The organism is Lysobacter sp. (assembly GCA_013141175.1).
Taxonomy (GTDB): Bacteria; Pseudomonadota; Gammaproteobacteria; order Xanthomonadales; family Xanthomonadaceae; genus Lysobacter_I.
In genome coordinates, this window is sequence record JABFRN010000001.1 from 2,310,356 (window position 1) to 2,328,170 (window position 17,815).

Sequence of the window (17,815 nt, forward strand, 5' to 3'; positions counted from 1 at the left end):
CGTCTCGTTCCCTTGATCGGGTTGCATCGCATCGAATGCGAGGACCGGGGGCGGCAATGCATCTTGCGACATGATTGCCAAGAAAAACTTTATAGACCTGAAGTGATACCGGCGATTGTCGTATTGGTAAGCCTGTCGTTTCTGACAGGCTCGTTTTTTTCGGTCGTGCCGCCGATGCCCGCGCGCAGTGCGATCCCTCCGCACGCGGGAGGACGGCTCAGGCCGCCTGTGCCGCCGGCATCGCCGCCGCCGGTGCGGAGCTGCGGATCAGGTGGTCGAACGCGCCGAGCGCCGCTTTCGAGCCTTCGCTCATCGCGATCACGATCTGTTTGTAGGGCACCGTGGTCGCATCGCCAGCGGCGAATATCCCGGGCAGCGAGGTCTGGCCGCGTTCGTCGATCACGATCTCGCCGCGCGGCGAAAGCGCCAGCGTGCCTTTCAGCCATTCGGTGTTGGGCAGCAGGCCGATCTGCACGAAGATGCCCTCCAGCGGCAGCGTGTGGATAGCCTGCGTCAATCGATCCTGATAGTTCAGGCCGATGACTTTCCGGCCGTCGCCCAGCACTTCGGTGGTCTGCGCCGAGACGATCACCTCGACGTTCGGCAGGCTGCGAAGCTTGCGCTGCAGGACTTCGTCGGCGCGCAGCCTGGCGTCGAATTCGATCAGGGTGACATGGGCGACGATGCCGGCCAGGTCGATCGCCGCCTCCACGCCCGAGTTGCCGCCGCCGATCACCGCCACCCGCTTGCCCTTGAACAGCGGGCCGTCGCAGTGCGGGCAATAGGCCACGCCTTTGTTCCGGTACTCCTGCTCACCGGGCACGCTCATCTGCCGCCAGCGCGCGCCGGTGGCGAGGATGACCGATTTCGATTTCAGCGAAGCGCCGCTGGCGAGCTTCACCTCGACCAGACCGTCCACGCCGGCCGGGATCAGCTGCTCCGCGCGCTGCAGGTTCATGATGTCCACGTCGTAGTCGCGCACGTGGCGCTCCATCGCGGCGGCCAGCTTCGGGCCTTCGGTTTCGGGCACGGATACGAAGTTCTCGATCGCCATCGTGTCCAGCACCTGCCCGCCGAAGCGCTCGACGGCGATGCCGGTGCGGATCCCCTTGCGCGCGGCGTAGATCGCCGCCGCCGCGCCGGCCGGGCCGCCACCGACGATCAGCACGTCGAATGCGTCCTTCGATGCGATCTTCGCCGCTTCGCGCGCACCGGCGCCGGTGTCGAGTTTCGCCAGGATCTCTTCGACGCCCATCCGGCCCGCAGCGAAGATTCCACCGTTGAGGACGACCGTCGGAACCGACATCACCTGGCGCGCATCGACTTCGCTCTGGAACAGCGCGCCGTCGATGGCGACGTGGCGGATCTTCGGATTGAGCACGGCCATCAGGTTCAGGGCCTGCACCACGTCGGGACAGTTCTGGCAGCTGAGCGAGAAATAGGTTTCGAACAGGTAGTCGCCATCGAGGGCGCGGACCTGCTCGATGACGTCCTGCGCCAGCTTCGACGGATGCCCGCCGACCTGCAGCAGCGCCAGTACCAGCGAGGTGAATTCGTGGCCCATCGGAATCCCGGCGAAGCGCAGCGAAATGGTTTCGCCGGGCGTGGACAGCGCGAACGAGGGCACGCGGTCGCCGGCCCCGCGCGCTTCGCGCAGCGTGACCAGATCAGACAGCTGGGTGAGTTCGACCAGCAGCTCGCGCAGCTCCCGCGACTTCGCGCCGTCGTCGAGCGCGGCGGTGATCGCGACCGGGCGGGTCAGCTTCTGCAGATAGCTCTGGAGCTGGGTTTTCAGATCGGCATCGAGCATGGCCGGTTCCTTGCGCGTGAGTGGAGAGGAGAGGGAGCGGCTGCGTTTGCAGCAGCGGCCTGCGTCGGCGGACGTGGCGGGGGGAGGCCGGCACAGGAAAGGAGGCGTCCGGAGCGGTGCAAACCGCTGATGCAAACGAAGCGGGGAAGGTCGCCCGCCGACCCTCCCCCGTTTCCGGGGGAGGGCGATTCGCGCGGAGCGCGAATGGGTGAGGCGGAAATTCAGATCTTGCCGACCAGATCCAGCGACGGCTTCAACGTCTCGGCGCCTTCCTTCCACTTCGCCGGGCAGACCTGGCCCGGGTGGCTGGCGACGAACTGCGCGGCCTTGAGCTTGCGCAGGGTTTCGGACACATCGCGGGCGATGGCGTTGTCGTGGATTTCGAGGGTCTTGATCACGCCTTCCGGGTTGATGATGAAGGTGCCGCGCAGGGCCAGACCTTGTTCTTCGATGTGCACGTCGAAGGCGCGGGTCAACTGGTGGGTGGGATCGCCGACCAGCGGGAACCTGGCCTTGCCGACCGCCGGGGAGGTTTCGTGCCAGACCTTGTGCGAGAAGTGCGTATCGGTGGTGACGATGTAGACCTCGGCGCCGGCCTTCTGGAATTCGGCGTAGTTGTCGGCGGCGTCCTCGACTTCGGTCGGGCAATTGAAGGTGAAGGCGGCCGGCATGAAGATCAGGACCGACCACTTGCCCTTGAGCGTCTCGTCGGTGACCTGGATGAATTCGCCCGCGTGGAATGCGGTGGCTTTGAAGGGTTTGACCTGGGTATTGATCAGCGACATGGAAAATCCTTTGGAGGGGGAATGAAAGGTGGGGTCGATCGCAACGAAGAGAAGCTTAGGCGACGTCATTCGATTGATCCAATCAATTAAAATGATTATATCAATAGATAATAACTATCATAAGGCGTTGCCGGTGGATGCCGGCAGCGTGGAGTGCAGATCAGGGCTTGGCCAGGTCAGGGCTTGGCCGGCAGATTCATGAAAGCCCGGATGGCTGGCATCAGGGCGGGCTGTCGGCTGGGCGCGCGCATCGCCACCAGCGGCGCGAGGTGGCCGGCCCCCGGCAGCCAGACCAGCGTCGTTTCCACGCCGGCACTGCGCAGTTTCACGGCCAGTTCCCGGCTGTCTTTCGCTTCCACCGTCATGTCAGCGGTGCCGTGCACCAGCAGGAACGGCGGCTCGTCGCCGTCGACGAAGTTCACCGCTTGCGCTCGCGGCCACTGCGTCTCGGGGCCGAAGACGTCCTCGTAGCCCGTGATCTCGAAATCGTAGGGTCCGGAGAAGCCGATCACACCCGCCAGGTCGCGCGGCCGTAGGCCGTGCGGTGCGAGATAACATGCATCGGTACCGATCAGCGCGGCGATCTGCGCACCGGCGGAATGCCCGGCGACGAACAGCCGCCGTGGATCGCCGCCATGTTCGGCTGCATGCGCTCGGGCCCAGGCCACCGCGCGAGCGCCGTCTTCCACGAAGCCCGGAAAGGTCGTGCGCGGGAAGGTGCGGTAGTCGGCGACGATCGCCAGCACGCCCTGCTGTGCCAGCCGATGGCCGACGAAACGGTACTGCGATCGATGGCCCTGCTTCCAGTTGCCGCCATAGAGGAAGACGACCACCGGCACGGGCCCCGTCGTCGTCCCGACCGGCCGATACACGTCCAGAGCCAATCCGTGCCGCGGGTCGTAGACGACGCTGGCGACCGGCGCGGAAGCGCCGAGATTGGCGATACCGAATCCAGCGCTCTGGCAGCCGGCGAGGAGACCTGCGAGCGCCAACGCGGCGAATGGAAAGCAGCGGAGGTGTCGTGGATGGAGCGCTGGAGCTGGCATGGGTGTCCTGAACTGCGGGCGGGCTGCGGGCGGGAGTGCTGGAAGCGCGGGCATGGTCCTGCCAACGGCTACGATATCGACAATGGATACGACCCCCCGCCCCCGGCTGGATGCAGTACTGCGTGAAGCCCGTGAGCGCATCGACGACGTCGACGCCCGGGTGCTGCTGGCGCATGCGCTCGGGCGCTCACCGGCATGGCTGTTCGCGCACGGCGACGACGTCATCGATCCGGATGCGCTGCATCGCTTCGACACCCTGAGCGCGCGCCGCGCGCAGGGCGAGCCGGTGGCCTATCTGACCGGTCGCCGGGCGTTCTGGTCGTTCGACCTGATGGTCTCGGTGGACACGTTGATCCCGCGTCCCGAAACCGAACGGCTGGTGGAGCTTGCGCTGGAGCGTCTGCACGCCGGGTCGGAATCGCGCGTCGCCGATCTCGGTACCGGCAGCGGCGCGATCGCGCTAGCGCTGGCGCACGAACGTCCGCAGGCGAGGGTCGTTGCGGTGGACGTGAGCGCGGGCGCGCTCGAGGTCGCTGGCGCCAACGCGCGCGAGTTGGGCCTGCGGAACGTCGAATTCCGCCAGGGCGACTGGCTGCAGCCGCTGGCCTGCGAGCGCTTCGACCTGATCGTCAGCAACCCGCCCTACATCGCCGATGCCGATCCGCATCTGGATGCGCTGCGTTACGAACCCGGGCCCGCGCTGTCGTCGGGTGCCGATGGCCTCGACGCAATCCGCATCATTGCCGCCGCCGCCCCTGTTCACCTGTGCAGCGGCGGCTGGCTGTTGCTGGAACATGGTTGGGATCAGGGCGACGCCGTGCGCGCGCTGCTGCAGGCCGCCGGCTTCGACAGCGTCGAAACCTGCCGCGATCTGGAAAACCGCGACCGAGTGACGCTTGGCAGACGCACGGACCGAGGCGAGGGTGGCACACTCTCCCGATCTGGTCCTGACCAGCCGTCCTGACCACCCGCATTCTCCCGGACCCACCATGGCCGTCAGCCACCCCGACATCCTGCAGCATGCCTTTCTCGATGAGATGTATCGGGACAGCTACTTTCCGGATGCGCTGGTCGACAGGGGCAAGGACATCCTGCTGCGCCTGTGCGACAGCATCGAGTTGGAAAAGCCGCGCGACCTCGAAGCCCTGTATGCGCTCGCCCATGCCTCCACCGATGAATTCAACGCACTTGCCGAAGCGTTCTACGAACACGACAGCGAAATCGAGACGGCGGCGCGAGAATGCATCGCCGGGGATTTCGCTTTCATTGCAAGCACCTACGGTTTCGATGCCGATACCGAGGAAATGATCGCGACCCGCGACTGGTAAGCCCACGAGACCGGCGCGGAATGCCTCCGTCGCCGCACGCCACGCAACGCAGAGACACGACACCGCCATGCGCACGTTCTATCCCGAACTCGATACCTTCGATACCGGTACGCTGAAAGTCGACGACCGCCACACGCTGTACTACGAACAGTGCGGCAATCCCAACGGCAAACCGGTGGTGATGCTGCACGGCGGCCCCGGTGCGGGCTGCAGCACGAAGATGCGGCGCTTCCACGACCCGTCGAAGTACCGCATCATCCTGTTCGACCAGCGCGGCAGCGGGCGCTCCACGCCGCACGCGGATCTGGTCGACAACACTACATGGACGCTGGTCGCCGACATCGAAAAACTGCGCGGGCACCTGGACATCGCGCGCTGGCAGGTCTTCGGCGGTTCCTGGGGCTCCACGCTTGCGCTGGCGTATGCCGAAACGCATCCCGGCAAGGTCACCGAACTGGTGCTGCGCGGCATCTTCATGCTGCGCCGCTGGGAACTGGAATGGTTCTATCAGGAAGGCGCCTCGCGGCTGTTTCCCGATGCATGGGACCACTACATCGCCGCGATTCCGCCGGTCGAGCGCCACGATCTGATCTCCGCCTACCACCGTCGCCTCACCAGCGATGACAAGACCACCCGCCTCGCCGCCGCGCGTGCGTGGAGCGTCTGGGAAGGCGCGACCAGCTTCCTGCATATCGACGAGGATTTCGTCGCCGGCCACGAAGACGCCGCGTTCGCGCTCGCGTTCGCGCGCATCGAGAACCACTATTTCGTCAACGGCGGATTCTTCGAAGTGGAAGACCAGTTGCTGCGCGACGCCCACAAGATCGCCGATATTCCCGGCGTGATCGTCCACGGCCGCTACGACGTGGTCTGCCCGATCCAGAACGCCTGGGACCTGCACAAGGCCTGGCCGAAGGCGCAGCTGCATATCTCGCCTGCATCAGGGCATTCGGCCTACGAGCCGGAGAATGTGGATGCACTGGTGCGGGCGACGGACAGGTTCGCGTCGTAACACTTGATCCCGATATCGTAGGGCAGGGTGAGCGCAGCGATGCCCACCATTTCGCATGTCAGGTCTGACGGGCATCGGACAGAACTACGAAACATCGCAGATGCATTGGTGAGTATTCGGGGCTGGGTGTGCATCGCTGCGCCCACCCCACCCTGCCTGCTGTCTGATGATGGCGTGGCCTGTACGAAAGCTTCCCCAATCAGTACGCGCCGAGCCACGCGCGCGCCATGCTGCTGCCGGTGTCGCTGCCGAGAAACATCAATACGACGACATTGATGGCGACCGTTCCCCAGAACGTGCCTTGGAATTCGCGTTTGCGCGATTTGTGCCGGAACATCCGCTGCGCCAGAAGTGCGCCCGGCCAGCCGCAGAACAGACCGAGGGCATGCAGTGTCGCTTCCGGCGTGCGCTGCTTGCCTGCCGTCGCCGCCGATTTGTCCCGGCCGTAGGCGACGAAGGCGACGCCGCTCATCGCGGCGTAGGCCAGGAGTACGTTCATCGACAACTGATGGGTGAGCACGGTCCCGGTCATCGTCGCTACGAACAGCAGCGCAAATGCCGGCCCGAACCAGCCGGGGGTCGCGCGATCGTCCACGGGCGCCGTCTCGCCGACGAAACGGATCGCATGGGCCTGCAGTCGGCCGCGCGTGTCGCGGGTGACGGCGTAGGTGATGAGGTCGCCGTCGAGGGGGCGACGCGATGCTCTCGCGAACGCCTTGATATGGACGAAGGCGCGATCGCCGCCGCCGTTCGGCGCCACGAAGCCGAAACCCTTGTCGTCGTTCCAGTCGCTGATTCGTCCCTGGTAGCGCATGCGATGTGATGGTGTGGAGTGGAACGATTCTAGCGCGCGCTCTCGTCTTCGTATCCTGCAAGATCTTCCTGTACCAGCAGCGCCTGCAACTGCGCCGCCGACGCGCGCCGCATCGGCTTCTCGTCGATGTTCGACAACGGCGCCTGACGCAGTGCGTCGTGCGGCAGCACGGTGATGTCGAAACTCAGCTCTTCGGCGGATAAGAGCCAGACCGGGCAGTCGAGCGCGCGTTCGCGGTCGAGGCGCATGCGGCGGCTGCGGGTCTCGGCGGGGATGCGGTGGTCTTCGAGGAAGCGCGGCACGGCTTCGGCATCGTCGGTATAGAGCTGCAGTTGCACCGGGGCGTTGGCGTCGGCGGTGCCGTCGAGCACCGGGCCGACGAGACGGGCATCGAACGGCGCGAAGAATTCAAGCGCGCGCAGCGCGGCATCGCGACGCTGACGCAGTGCGTTGACCTGCGCGTCGCCCTGGAACAGGCGCTGGTATTCGCGCAGTGCGTCCTCGATCTCGCGGTTGCGCGGCAGCGAAGCATCGTCGTGGATGCCCAGGCGCTGCGCGGCCTTGAGTTTCGCCTGATGGAAATCGCGGATGCCGCTTTCGGCGATGAGCCGGGCGGCTTCGTGGGCGAGGCGCGCGCGTCGCTCGCGGGTCTTGGTTTCGGCGTGTTGGCGGGCGTGGTGCATGGTCAGCGTCCCGGCGGGGCCTGGGGCGACTGTAACCGACGCGCCGGGATTGGGGAATCGGGATGGGGTAGGTCGGGCCCTGGCCCGACATTGAGGTGTTTCCGGTTGCATTGCGCAATGATCGAAACGGTCTCGAGCATTGAACATCGCAATCGGACCGGTTACGACGTCGGGCCAAGGCCCGACCTGCGCAATTCCGGCGGAAAAGCCCGGGGTCAGAAAATATCGAACGACTCTTCGCTCGGCAGCGCGTCGTCGTTGCCGTAGTCGACGTAGGTTTCCATCTTCTCGAGATCTTCCACCTTCACGTACTCGGTGATGCCGCCGCCGCCAGTGGAAGGCAGCAGTTGTCCGCTGGCGGTGACCGCGACCTTGACCATGCCGTCCGGCGGGTCGTTGGCGGCGATCGGCACGTCGGTCAACGCGACCTTCATGTAGTCGATCCAGATCGGCAGCGCCGCCTTGCCGCCGTATTCGCGGTAGCCCAGCGTGGTGTTGTCGCTCTTGCCCACCCAGACGGTGGTGATGAGATTGCCGCCGGTGCCGGAGAACCAGGCGTCGCGGTGGTTGTTGGTGGAGCCGGTCTTGCCGCCGATATCCTCGCGGCCGAGGCGCTTGGCGTCGGTGGCGGTGCCGCGCAGCACCACGTCGCGCATCATCGAGGTGAGCTGGTAGGCGATGCGTTCGTCGATGGCGCGCGGCGCCAGCACGGCATCGGCGGGCAGCGCTGCGGGCGGTGCGGCCTTTGCGGTGGCTTTCTTGCCGTCGGGTTTGGCGGCGGCGGGCTTTGCGCTGCCGGCGGGACCGAGGTCGAAACCGTCGACCACGCTGGATGCTGGCGTGGCCGGCTGTCCGGCGCGTCCATTGCCGCAGCTGCGGCAGGCGAAGGCCGGCTTTTCCTTGAAGATGATCTTGCCTTCGCGGTCCTTCACTTCGTCGATGAACCACGGTGTGATGCGAAAGCCGCCATTGGCGAACGTTGCGTAGCCGCGCGCGACCGACAGCGGCGTCAGCGAGGGCGTGCCCAGCGCGATCGACAGATTCGGCGGCAGTTCTTCTTCCTTGAACCCGAACTGGGTGATGTATCTGCGCGCGTAGTCGACGCCGATGGCATCGAGCATGCGCACCGAGACCAGATTGCGCGATTGCACCAGCGCTTCACGCACGCGGATCGGGCCGGCGAAACCGCCGCCGTCGTTCTGCGGGCGCCAGACTTTGCCGGCGCGCATCCGGAAGACGACCGGGGCGTCGAGCACGATGGAAGCGGGGTTGTAGCCGCGCTCGAACGCGGCTGCATAGACGAAGGGCTTGAACGACGAGCCGGGCTGGCGGCGGGCCTGGGTGGCGTTGTTGAATTTGTTGCCGGCGAAACTGTAGCCGCCGACGAGCGCGCGCAGGGCGCCGGTATCGGCGTCCAGCGACACCAGCGCCGATTCGGCGCGCGGCAATTGATCGAGGCGCCAGGTGACCGGGCCGGCGGGAACGGGGGCCGGAGCGGCGGCCGTGGCCTCGCCAGCTTTGGCGGTTTTCGGGTCAGGCTTGGCTTCGGGCACGATCTTGCGCACCCGGGCCACATCGCCGCGCTTCAGCAAGGCGGCCGGCGACTTGCCGGTCCAGCGCGAGGTGTCGGGGCCGAGATCGAGCACGGTGCCGTCGGCCAGGACCGCTTGCGCATTGTCGCCGCTGGTGCCCAATACCAGTGCGGCCAACAACGCGCCGCGGGCCGGGAAGCTGCGCAAACGGGTCGCGGCGGTGGCGGCATCCTCGTTGGCGGGCAGTTCGAGGTGCTGGATCGCCTTGGGGTTCCAGCCATGGCGGTGGTCGTAGGCGCCGAGGCCATCGCGCACTGCGCCATCGGCGGCGGCCTGCAGCGCCGGATCGATGGTCGTGGTTACGTGATAGCCCTTGGTCAGCGCTTCCTCGCCGTATCGCGCGATCATTTCCTGGCGCACCATCTCGGCGATGAACGGCGCGGAGACTTCGATCGGCCGCTCGTGCGGGCTGGCATGCATCGCCGCTGCCTGCGCGGCCTGCTCCTCGGCGACGGAAATCATGTTGAGCTCGCGCATGCGCTGCAACACGTAGTCACGGCGGATCTTGGCGCGCGCCGGATTGTTCAGCGGGTTGCCGCTGGACGGGAATTTGGGGATCGCCGCCAGCGATGCCATTTCGTCCAGGCTGAGCTGATCCAGCGGTTTGCCGTAGTAGAACTCCGCCGCGGCGCCCACGCCGTAGGCCCGGTTGCCGAAGAAACTCTTGTTGAGATAGAGCTCGAAGATCTCGTCCTTGCTCAGTTCCTGCTCCATTTTCCGTGCGAGCAGCATTTCTGCGAACTTGCGCTTCAACTTGTATTCGGAGCTGAGGAAGAATTGGCGGGCGACCTGCTGGGTGATGGTCGAGCCGCCGGGGATGCGCTTGCCGTCGGTGGTCGCCATCAGCCAGATCGCGCGCGCCACACCCTTGTAGTCGACGCCGCCGTGTTCGTAGAAGCGCGCATCCTCGATCGCGATGAAGGCGTCCTTGAGCGGCTTGGGCACCTTCTCGATCTGCACCGGGTAGCGCCGGGTCTCGCCGAACAGGCCGATCAGGCGCCCGTCGCGGGCATAGACGTAGAGCGGCTCCTGCAGTTCGATGGTGCGCAGGGTCTGTACGTCCGGGAGCTTGGACGAGACACTGGCATAGAGGATCCCGAAACCGATGCCCCCGACCAGCAGGCCGAGGAAGGACAACAGGAACGCCCAGCGCAGGAGGCGACGAATACGGGACATGGTTGGGGGAATCCTGGGGGCGAAAGGTGTACTGATAGCGGTGGCGGATTATAGGGGACCCGCCCCCGGCGCTGTCGCACGGTCGCGGGGAAGCCCGGAAAGCGGGTCCGATGGGGCGGGCCAGCGACCGGGCGAGCGGGCCGGAGAGGGCTTCAGGTCGTGACAGAGGTCACTCTGAGAACGATCGGCAGCAATGGGGAGTTGCCTTAAAGTTGAAAGTCCGTTATTTAATGTATTGGGACACGTAACGTGCGTAAGCGCGCGTGGGATGGGGAAAAAGTGGGACTGCTAGCAAAAAATCAGTCACCTTTGGTGGGCGTCGATATCAGTTCGACCGCCGTCAAGCTCCTGCAGCTGTCTCGGGCTGGCGACCGCTATCGGGTGGAGCACTACGCGGTCGAGCCATTGCCGCCGAACGCCGTGGCCGAAAAGAACATCGTCGAGGTCGAGGCGGTCGGCGAAGCCATCCGCCGCGCCCTGAACCGGTCCGGCAGCAAGGCCAAGCATGCCGCCGCGGCCGTGGCCGGCTCTGCGGTGATCACCAAGATCATCCCGATGCCCGCCGAGCTCGACGAGGACGATATGGAGTCCCAGATCGAGCTGGAGGCGGTGAATTACATCCCGTATCCGATCGAGGAAGTGAATCTGGACTTCGAGGTGCTGGGCGCCATGCCCGGCAACCCGGAGATGGTCCAGGTGCTGCTGGCGGCTTCGCGTTCCGAGAACGTGGAGATGCGCGCCTCGGCGCTGGAGGTCGGCGGCCTGACCGCAAGAGTCATGGATGTCGAGGCCTTCGCGATCGAAAATGCCTACGCCCTGATCGCCGGTACGCTGAATATCCCGCACGACGGTATCGTCGCGCTGGTCGATGTCGGCGCCACCATGACCACGCTCAGCATCCTTCGCAATGGCCGCAACATCTACAGCCGCGAACAGGTGTTCGGCGGCAAGCAGCTCACCGACGAAGTGATGCGCCGCTACGGTCTCAGCTATGAGGAGGCCGGCCTCGCCAAGCGTCAGGGCGGTCTGCCCGAGAGCTACGAGATCGAAGTGCTGGAGCCGTTCAAGGAGGCGATGGCCCAGCAGATCGGCCGTCTGCTCCAGTTCTTCTATGCCGGCAGCGAGTACAACCGTGTCGACCAGATCGTGCTCGCGGGCGGCTGCGCCTCGATCGCCGGCATCGCGCCGATGGTCGAGGAGCAACTCGGCGTGCAGACCGTCGTCGCCAATCCGCTGGCCCAGATGACCCTTGGCCCACGCGTGCAGGCCCACGCGCTCGCGCAGGACGCGCCGGCGCTGATGATCGCCTGCGGCCTTGCTCTGAGGAGCTTCGACTGATGGCACGGATCAACTTACTTCCGTGGCGCGCGGAGCGCCAGAAAGAGCGCAAGAAACAGTTCTTCCTGATGTTGGCGATGTCCGCGCTCGCCGGTCTGGCGGTGTGGTTCATGATCAACACCTACTACAACCGCCAGATCTCCGGCCAGCAGGCGCGCAACGCCTTCCTCGACCAGGAAATCGTCGCTGTCCAGGCCAAGATCACCGAGATCCAGGCGTTGGAAGAAAAGAAGAACAAGCTGCTCAACCGCAAGATCGTGATCGAAGAACTGCAGGCCAACCGCTCGCAGATGGTGCACCTGTTCGATTCGCTGGTGCGCACCATCCCGGACGGCGTGATCCTCACCTCGATCAAGCAGGATGGCGACAAGCTCACGCTCGAAGGCCGCTCGCAATCGAATGCGCGCGTGAGTACCTACATGCGCAACTTCGAGACCTCCGGCTGGATGACCAAGCCCGAGCTGTCGGTGATCCAGGCCGAAGGCGACGACAAGGGCCTGCCGTACACCTTCAGTTTGACGGTGACGCTCGCCAATCCCAACGCCAAGAAGGAAGGCGAAGAGGGCGTTGTCGCCGCCGACCCTGCAGCCGCCGCTGCCGCGCCGGCCACCTTGCAGCCGCTCAGCCCGGCACAACCTGCCGGCGCCGCGCCGGCTGCCGCGCCGACGACGACCCCGGCGGCGCCCGCGCCCGCCTCCAGCGCTGCGCCGACCACTCATCCCGAGTCCGCACAACCGCAGCCGACGGGAGGAGCCGAGTCGTGAAAAAGAAAATGTCGCTCAAGGAGCTCGACTTCAACAACGCCGGTTCCTGGCCGCGCGAATGGCAGTTCGGCTTCTGTATCGCACTCGGACTGCTGATCCTGTTCCTGCTGTGGAACTTCCTGACCCGTCCGAAGAGCGCACAGCTCGAATCGTTCGAGGCCGAAGAGGTTACCAAGCGCAGCGATTTCGAGAGGCTGCAGGGCCAGGCCGCGAATCTGGAGCCGCTGAAGCAGCAGCTCGCGCAGATGGAACAACAGCTGCAGCAGATGCTTCGCCAGCTGCCGAGCAAGACCGAAATGCCCGATCTGATCGTGGACATCTCGCAGACCGCGCTCGCCACCGGCATTACCAACGAACTGTTCCAGCCGGGCGAAGAAACCGCGCTCGAGTTCTACGCCGAAAAGCCGATCGAGCTGAAAATGGTCGGCAGCTACCATCAGTTCGGTGCCTTCGTCAGCGGCGTCGCTTCGCTGCCGCGCGTGGTGATCATGACCATGCACAACATCGAACTCACGCCTCGCGTCGATGCCAACGCGGACAAGAAGAAGGTGGTCGGCATCGGCCCGAATTCCACGCTGGAACTCAAGGGCACGGTCAAGACCTATCGCTATCGCGATGAGGACGAAGCCGCTTCCGCGACGTCTGCTGCTGCCGGCACCGCCGCGACGGGCGCGCCACCTGCTGCCGCTGCTCCGGCTCCGGCCCCGCAAGGAGGCAAGTGATGATGCGCAGACACTCATCGATCCGGTCGCTGGCGACGCGTCCATTCCTGGCTCTGGCGCTGTTCGCGGCGCTGACAGGGTGTGGCCGGTCGATCACCAGTACGCCGGGCGAAGCTCCGAATCTCGAAGAGTGGGTCGCCGAGGTCAAGGCGCGGCCCGCGCCGCCGCTCGATCCGCTGCCGGTGATGCAGCAGTTCGAGACGTTCGAATACTCCGCGCAGTCATTGCGCGATCCGTTCAGCAGTGCATTCGCCGCGGGATCGTCCGCCTCCGGGCCGCGTCCCGAAGCGAACCGGCGCAAGCAGGTGCTGGAGCAATTCCCGCTCGACAGTCTCGACATGGTCGGGACGCTCGGCAAAGGCGGGTCGCTGATCGCGCTGGTGATGGTGCCCGAAAAGGTCACCTACCGGGTGCGTCCGGGGGATTACATGGGCCAGGCCGATGGGCGCGTGACAGGCGTGTTCGAAGATCGTATCGAACTCGTCGAACTGGTTCCCGATGGTGCAGGCGGTTGGCTGGAGCGGCCGGCGACGGTCTCGCTCGATGACGAATAAGACGAGGGGATAGCGAAATGATCGTACTCAACGCGCATAGCCAGCAGCAGGGCCGTCGCACATTGCCAATGAAGGCCGCCATGTACGGCTTGGCCGCCGGTCTGTTGTCGGCGCTCAGCGTCGTCAACGCGGCTCCGCCAAGCCCGCCCGCGTCCGCACCCGCAGTCGCGGCCGTGCCCCAGACCCCACAGGTCGGTGCCGCAGTCGCTTCCATTACCAGCATCGACTTCAAGCGAGGCGATGGCGGTTCGGGCAAGCTGATCCTGCACTTCGACAAGGATGGCGCGACGCCCGACATGCGCGCCAGCGATGCCGGCGTGGTCGTCGATATCGGCAACGTCACGGTGCCCGCGCACCTGCAGCGGATGTTGAACGTCAGCGACTTCGCCACACCGGTGCAGCAGGTGCAAGCCAGCGGCAGCGGCGACAAGGTGCAGGTGGTGATGAGCGCCAAGGGCGCATTCGAGCCGCTGGCCTACCAGACCGGCCGCGATTACATCGTCGAACTGGTGCCGCGCGCCGCGGCACAGACCCGCGCGGTCGGTGGCGCTTCCGCTGTCGCCGGCACCGCGCAGAAGGCCGCGACTGCGGCTCGCCCGTTCAACGGACGTCCGGTCACCTTCAATTTCCAGGACGTGCCGGTACGCACGGTGCTGCAGCTGATCGCGGAGGAGTCGAACCTCAACATCGTCGCCAGCGACACCGTGCAGGGCAACGTCACGCTGCGCCTGATCAATGTGCCGTGGGACCAGGCATTGGATATCGTGCTGCAGGCGAAAGCCCTCGACAAACGTCGCAGCGGCAATGTCGTGTGGGTCGCTCCGCAGGCTGAAATCGCCAAATTCGAGCAGGACAAGGAAGACGCGCGCATCGCGATCGAGAACCGCGTCGAAACGGTCACCGAATACATCCCGGTGAGCTACGGCAATGCCGAAGACATCGCCAAACTGCTGACCGACGAAAGCAAGGGCAACCAGTCGGGCGGCGGCGGTGCGCAGGGCGGTGGCGGTGGCGGTGCTTCCTCGCAGCAGAGCCGCGGCTTCCTGTCTGCGCGCGGCAGTCTCAGTTTCGACCGCCGCACCAACACCCTGCTGGTGATCGACATCCCGGCGCGCGTCGCCGAGATCCGTCGCCTCGTGGCCCAGCTCGACAAACCGGTCGACCAGGTGCTGATCGAAGCCAAGATCGTGATCGCCACCGAAGACTTCGCCCGTGAACTGGGCGCGAAATTCGGCATCAACGGTTCCAGGAACAATGTTGCGTTCGGCAACAACACGACCAACACCACCGGTACGATGAACTCCATCGCCGATGCCAACAATCGTTACAACACCGCGTATCGCGACTGGCAGATCGCCAACCTTGATCGCGCTGCGCAGGGTCAGCCGCCGCTGCCGCCGCCGCTGCATCCGGTTCCCAGCATCATCAAGGGCAGCAACGTCGACCTCGGCGCTGCGGTCGGCTCGTTGATCACCAGCAATCCTGCGTCGCTGGCCTTCACCATCCTCAACGCCGGCTACGCGCTCGACATCGAACTGTCGGCGATGCAGGAAGAGGGTCGCGGCGAAGTGATCTCCAACCCGCGCGTCGTCACCAGCAACCAGCGCGAAGCGGTGATCAAACAGGGTCGCGAAATCGGCTATGTCACCACCACCGTCTCCGGCGGCCTGGTCACCCAGACCGTGAACTTCAAGGACGTGGTGCTCGAACTGAAGGTCACGCCGACGATCACCAACGACGGTCGCGTCTTCCTGAACATGGCGGTCAAGAAGGATGAACTGGAAGAGTTCATCAATACCGCCAACGGTTCGGTCCCGCTGATCGCCAAGCGCGAAGTGAACACCGCCGTGCTGGTCGAAGACGGCAACACCGTCGTGATCGGCGGCGTGTACGAGTTCTCCGACCGCAGTCAGGCGTCCAAGGTGCCGTTCCTGGCCGATCTGCCGATCCTCGGCAATCTGTTCAAGAAGAAAGGTCGCGGCAAGACCAAGGCCGAACTGCTGATCTTCGTCACGCCGAAGGTCATGACGGTTTCTCCGCGGATCTGAATTTCGCGATCCGATCCACGGGGCCTCCATCGCCTGATGAATACGTAAACGGGGGCTTCGGCCCCCGTTTTCTTTTGGCGCCGCGCACGGTCAAGACGGCAGTGGCCGGGCAGTGAACATTTCCAGCGAAGATCGGTCAAACTGCGGATCGAATCGCCGAGCCGACGGATGCCTGTCTGAGATGGATACCCCCGCTGCCCCTTCCCGATTGCATGCCGTCTTCGCACAGCTGCGCGAACAGTTGTCCGCGGAGATCGTCGGCCAGTCCGCGCTGATCGAACGGCTGTTGATCGCGCTGCTCGCCGACGGCCATCTGCTGGTGGAGGGCGCGCCCGGACTCGCCAAGACCACCGCGATCCGCGCGCTCGCCGGTCGCCTCGAAGCCGATTTCGCCCGCGTCCAGTTCACGCCGGACCTGTTGCCGGCGGATTTGACCGGCACCGAAGTCTGGCGCCCGCAGGACGGCCATTTCGAGTTCCAGCCCGGCCCGATCTTCCACTCGCTGTTGCTCGCCGACGAAATCAATCGCGCGCCGGCCAAGGTGCAGTCGGCGCTGCTCGAAGCGATGGGCGAACGCCAGGTCACCGTCGGCCGCCAGACCTATCCGTTGCCGCGACTGTTCCTGGTGATGGCGACCCAGAATCCGATCGAACAGGAAGGCACCTTCCCGTTGCCCGAAGCGCAGCTCGACCGTTTCCTGATGTACGTGCGCATCGGCTATCCCGAAGCGGCGATGGAAGCCGAGATCCTGCGATTGGCGCGCGATCGCGCCCGTGCCGAGCATTCCGGCGTGCCCGCTTCGGTCGGGACTCCATTGCGCTTGTCGCAGGCCGATGTCTTCGAAGCGCGCACGGCGGTGCTGGACCTGCATGTGGCGCCGTCGCTGGAGCGCTATCTGATCGAGATCGTGCTCGCGTCGCGCGATGCCACCCGTTACGACCCTGCATTGGCGCGACGCATCGGCTGGGGCGCGAGCCCGCGTGGCTCGATCGCGCTGGAACGCTGCGCACGGGCGCGCGCATGGTTGGCGGGCCGCGACTTCGTGACTCCGGACGACGTGCGTGCGGTCGCGCTCGATGTCCTGCGCCACCGCGTGCTGCCGAGTTACGAAGCGGTCGCCGAAGGTTGGGATGGCGAGCGGCTGGTGAAGGCGCTGCTCGACAAGGTGCCGTTGCCCTGAGCTCCGGCCCGGACCGCGCACCATGAGCGAAGGCATCACACCGAGTCTGGATGAGCTCGTCGCGCTGCGGCGTGCGGTGCTTGGCCGGCGCCCGCCGCGCCGCGGAAGTCATGGCATGAGCGGGCAGGCGCAGTCGCCGATGCGCGGTCGTGGGATGGAATACGCCGAATCGCGCGAGTACGCGAACGGCGACGACGCGCGTCATATCGACTGGCGCTTGACCGCGCGCACCGGGCGCCCGCACACCAAATTGTTCCAGGCCGAGCGCGAGCGCTTGACGTTGATCGTCGCCGACACGGCGCCGACGCTGTATTTCGGGACGCGCACGCGATTCAAATCGGTGCAGGCCGCGCGTGCCGGCGCGATCGCGGCGTGGGCGGCGGTGCGCGATGGCGATCGCATCGGCGCGTTGCGCGGCAGCGCGCGCGAAGCGCCGATCGTGCCCGCGTCCGGCAGTCGCGGCGCACTGCGCGTGCTCGATGCGCTGGTACGCTGGTACGCGAAGCCGCCCGAACACGATGCCGGTCTCGCGATTGCGCTGGATCATGCCGATCGCCTGCTGCGTCCGGGTTCGCGGTTGGTGGTGCTGGCCGATCCGCTGAGCGTGATCGCGCTGCCGGCCTCGCGGTGGCCGATGCTGGTGCAGCATCGCGAAGTGATCGTGCTGTTGCTGACCGATCCGCTGGAACGCGATCCGCCGCGCACGACGCTACCGTTTCTGATCGACCACTCCGTCGAGCGCATCGCCGCCGCAGGCGCCGCGCCCGCGACCCGGCGCATCGAGCTGGATCTCGCCGCCGAGGCGCAGCGTCAACGCTGGCAAAGCGCGTTTTCCGCGCCGCTGGATGAAGCCACGGCGATCCTTGCGCGCAGCGGCATCCGTACGCGCGCGCTGTCCACCGACGCGCCGAGCGAAAGCTGGCTCGATCTGTTCGCGGGGACGCGCGCGGCATGAGCTGGCCC

16 protein-coding genes are annotated in these 17,815 nt (G+C 65.7%); 10 read left to right on the top strand and 6 right to left on the bottom strand.

Annotation, left to right across the window (positions count from 1 at the left end; all coding sequences use genetic code 11):
• Positions 1-217: 217 nt before the first annotated feature.
• The 3 genes from ahpF to HOP03_10185 all read right to left on the bottom strand — a co-directional run bounded on the left by ahpF (position 218) and on the right by HOP03_10185 (position 3,587).
• Positions 218-1,810, bottom strand: coding sequence for an alkyl hydroperoxide reductase subunit F (gene ahpF, locus HOP03_10175; protein NOT88539.1), 1,593 nt, complete (start codon positions 1,808-1,810; stop codon positions 218-220).
• Between the two features lie 221 nt (positions 1,811-2,031).
• Positions 2,032-2,595, bottom strand: coding sequence for a peroxiredoxin (gene ahpC / locus HOP03_10180; protein NOT88540.1), 564 nt, complete (start codon positions 2,593-2,595; stop codon positions 2,032-2,034).
• A 176-nt stretch (positions 2,596-2,771) separates the two neighbouring features.
• Positions 2,772-3,587 (bottom strand): alpha/beta hydrolase, encoded by an 816-nt coding sequence (locus HOP03_10185; protein NOT88541.1) that lies wholly within the window; start codon positions 3,585-3,587, stop codon positions 2,772-2,774.
• A 136-nt stretch (positions 3,588-3,723) separates the two neighbouring features.
• Between HOP03_10185 and prmC the strand changes: the two genes are divergently transcribed.
• The 3 genes from prmC to pip all read left to right on the top strand — a co-directional run bounded on the left by prmC (position 3,724) and on the right by pip (position 5,981).
• Entirely contained in the window at positions 3,724-4,605 is an 882-nt protein-coding gene (gene prmC / locus HOP03_10190; protein ID NOT88542.1) for a peptide chain release factor N(5)-glutamine methyltransferase, read from the top strand.
• A 25-nt stretch (positions 4,606-4,630) separates the two neighbouring features.
• On the top strand, positions 4,631-4,969 hold the full coding sequence (locus HOP03_10195) for a hypothetical protein (GenBank protein ID NOT88543.1): 339 nt from the start codon (positions 4,631-4,633) through the stop codon (positions 4,967-4,969).
• A gap of 67 nt (positions 4,970-5,036) precedes the next feature.
• Positions 5,037-5,981, top strand: a complete 945-nt coding sequence (pip, locus tag HOP03_10200) for a prolyl aminopeptidase (GenBank protein ID NOT88544.1) — start codon at positions 5,037-5,039, stop codon at positions 5,979-5,981.
• Positions 5,982-6,180: 199 nt separating this feature from the next.
• Here pip and HOP03_10205 read toward each other — a convergent pair whose 3' ends face one another.
• From HOP03_10205 to HOP03_10215, 3 genes are all read right to left on the bottom strand, one after another.
• Positions 6,181-6,795: a DUF1294 domain-containing protein gene (locus HOP03_10205; protein ID NOT88545.1), complete on the bottom strand. Its 615-nt coding sequence runs from the start codon at positions 6,793-6,795 to the stop codon at positions 6,181-6,183.
• 29 nt (positions 6,796-6,824) lie between these two features.
• On the bottom strand, positions 6,825-7,478 hold the full coding sequence (locus HOP03_10210) for a hypothetical protein (protein NOT88546.1): 654 nt from the start codon (positions 7,476-7,478) through the stop codon (positions 6,825-6,827).
• A 215-nt stretch (positions 7,479-7,693) separates the two neighbouring features.
• Entirely contained in the window at positions 7,694-10,246 is a 2,553-nt protein-coding gene (locus HOP03_10215; GenBank protein ID NOT88547.1) for a penicillin-binding protein 1A, read from the bottom strand.
• Between the two features lie 279 nt (positions 10,247-10,525).
• Here HOP03_10215 and HOP03_10220 point away from each other — a divergent pair, with 279 nt between their 5' ends.
• The 7 genes from HOP03_10220 to HOP03_10250 all read left to right on the top strand — a co-directional run bounded on the left by HOP03_10220 (position 10,526) and on the right by HOP03_10250 (position 17,807).
• The gene (locus HOP03_10220; protein ID NOT88548.1) at positions 10,526-11,584 is read left to right on the top strand and encodes a pilus assembly protein PilM; all 1,059 of its coding nucleotides are present in this window, start codon (positions 10,526-10,528) and stop codon (positions 11,582-11,584) included.
• Positions 11,584-12,348 carry a PilN domain-containing protein gene (locus HOP03_10225; GenBank protein ID NOT88549.1) on the top strand — a complete coding sequence of 255 codons (765 nt, stop codon included), beginning with the start codon at positions 11,584-11,586 and terminating at the stop codon, positions 12,346-12,348. The genes HOP03_10220 and HOP03_10225 overlap by 1 nt, the downstream gene beginning before the upstream one ends.
• Before the next feature lie 8 nt (positions 12,349-12,356).
• On the top strand, positions 12,357-13,070 hold the full coding sequence (gene pilO / locus HOP03_10230) for a type 4a pilus biogenesis protein PilO (GenBank protein ID NOT88550.1): 714 nt from the start codon (positions 12,357-12,359) through the stop codon (positions 13,068-13,070).
• Positions 13,071-13,072: 2 nt separating this feature from the next.
• Complete coding sequence (locus HOP03_10235; GenBank protein ID NOT88551.1) at positions 13,073-13,624, top strand: pilus assembly protein PilP; 552 nt, start codon at positions 13,073-13,075, stop codon at positions 13,622-13,624.
• 68 nt (positions 13,625-13,692) lie between these two features.
• Complete coding sequence (locus HOP03_10240; GenBank protein NOT88552.1) at positions 13,693-15,672, top strand: type IV pilus secretin PilQ family protein; 1,980 nt, start codon at positions 13,693-13,695, stop codon at positions 15,670-15,672.
• Positions 15,673-15,853: 181 nt separating this feature from the next.
• Positions 15,854-16,852, top strand: a complete 999-nt coding sequence (locus HOP03_10245) for an AAA family ATPase (GenBank protein NOT88553.1) — start codon at positions 15,854-15,856, stop codon at positions 16,850-16,852.
• 22 nt (positions 16,853-16,874) lie between these two features.
• A complete protein-coding gene (locus HOP03_10250) occupies positions 16,875-17,807 on the top strand; it encodes a DUF58 domain-containing protein (GenBank protein NOT88554.1) in 933 nt (310 codons plus the stop codon).
• Positions 17,808-17,815 lie beyond the last annotated feature (8 nt).

Bases quoted from the DNA above. Each gene is read 5' to 3' on its own strand.
- HOP03_10245 (NOT88553.1), top strand. From the start codon at position 15,854: ATGGATACCCCCGCTGCCCCTTCCCGATTGCATGCCGTCTTCGCACAG.
- prmC (NOT88542.1), top strand. From the start codon at position 3,724: ATGGATACGACCCCCCGCCCCCGGCTGGATGCAGTACTGCGTGAAGCC.
- pilO (NOT88550.1), top strand. From the start codon at position 12,357: ATGTCGCTCAAGGAGCTCGACTTCAACAACGCCGGTTCCTGGCCGCGC.
- HOP03_10225 (NOT88549.1), top strand. From the start codon at position 11,584: ATGGCACGGATCAACTTACTTCCGTGGCGCGCGGAGCGCCAGAAAGAG.
- pip (NOT88544.1), top strand. From the start codon at position 5,037: ATGCGCACGTTCTATCCCGAACTCGATACCTTCGATACCGGTACGCTG.
- HOP03_10250 (NOT88554.1), top strand. From the start codon at position 16,875: ATGAGCGAAGGCATCACACCGAGTCTGGATGAGCTCGTCGCGCTGCGG.
- HOP03_10210 (NOT88546.1), bottom strand. From the start codon at position 7,478: ATGCACCACGCCCGCCAACACGCCGAAACCAAGACCCGCGAGCGACGC.
- HOP03_10205 (NOT88545.1), bottom strand. From the start codon at position 6,795: ATGCGCTACCAGGGACGAATCAGCGACTGGAACGACGACAAGGGTTTC.
- HOP03_10215 (NOT88547.1), bottom strand. From the start codon at position 10,246: ATGTCCCGTATTCGTCGCCTCCTGCGCTGGGCGTTCCTGTTGTCCTTC.
- HOP03_10235 (NOT88551.1), top strand. From the start codon at position 13,073: ATGCGCAGACACTCATCGATCCGGTCGCTGGCGACGCGTCCATTCCTG.
- ahpF (NOT88539.1), bottom strand. From the start codon at position 1,810: ATGCTCGATGCCGATCTGAAAACCCAGCTCCAGAGCTATCTGCAGAAG.
- ahpC (NOT88540.1), bottom strand. From the start codon at position 2,595: ATGTCGCTGATCAATACCCAGGTCAAACCCTTCAAAGCCACCGCATTC.
- HOP03_10240 (NOT88552.1), top strand. From the start codon at position 13,693: ATGAAGGCCGCCATGTACGGCTTGGCCGCCGGTCTGTTGTCGGCGCTC.
- HOP03_10195 (NOT88543.1), top strand. From the start codon at position 4,631: ATGGCCGTCAGCCACCCCGACATCCTGCAGCATGCCTTTCTCGATGAG.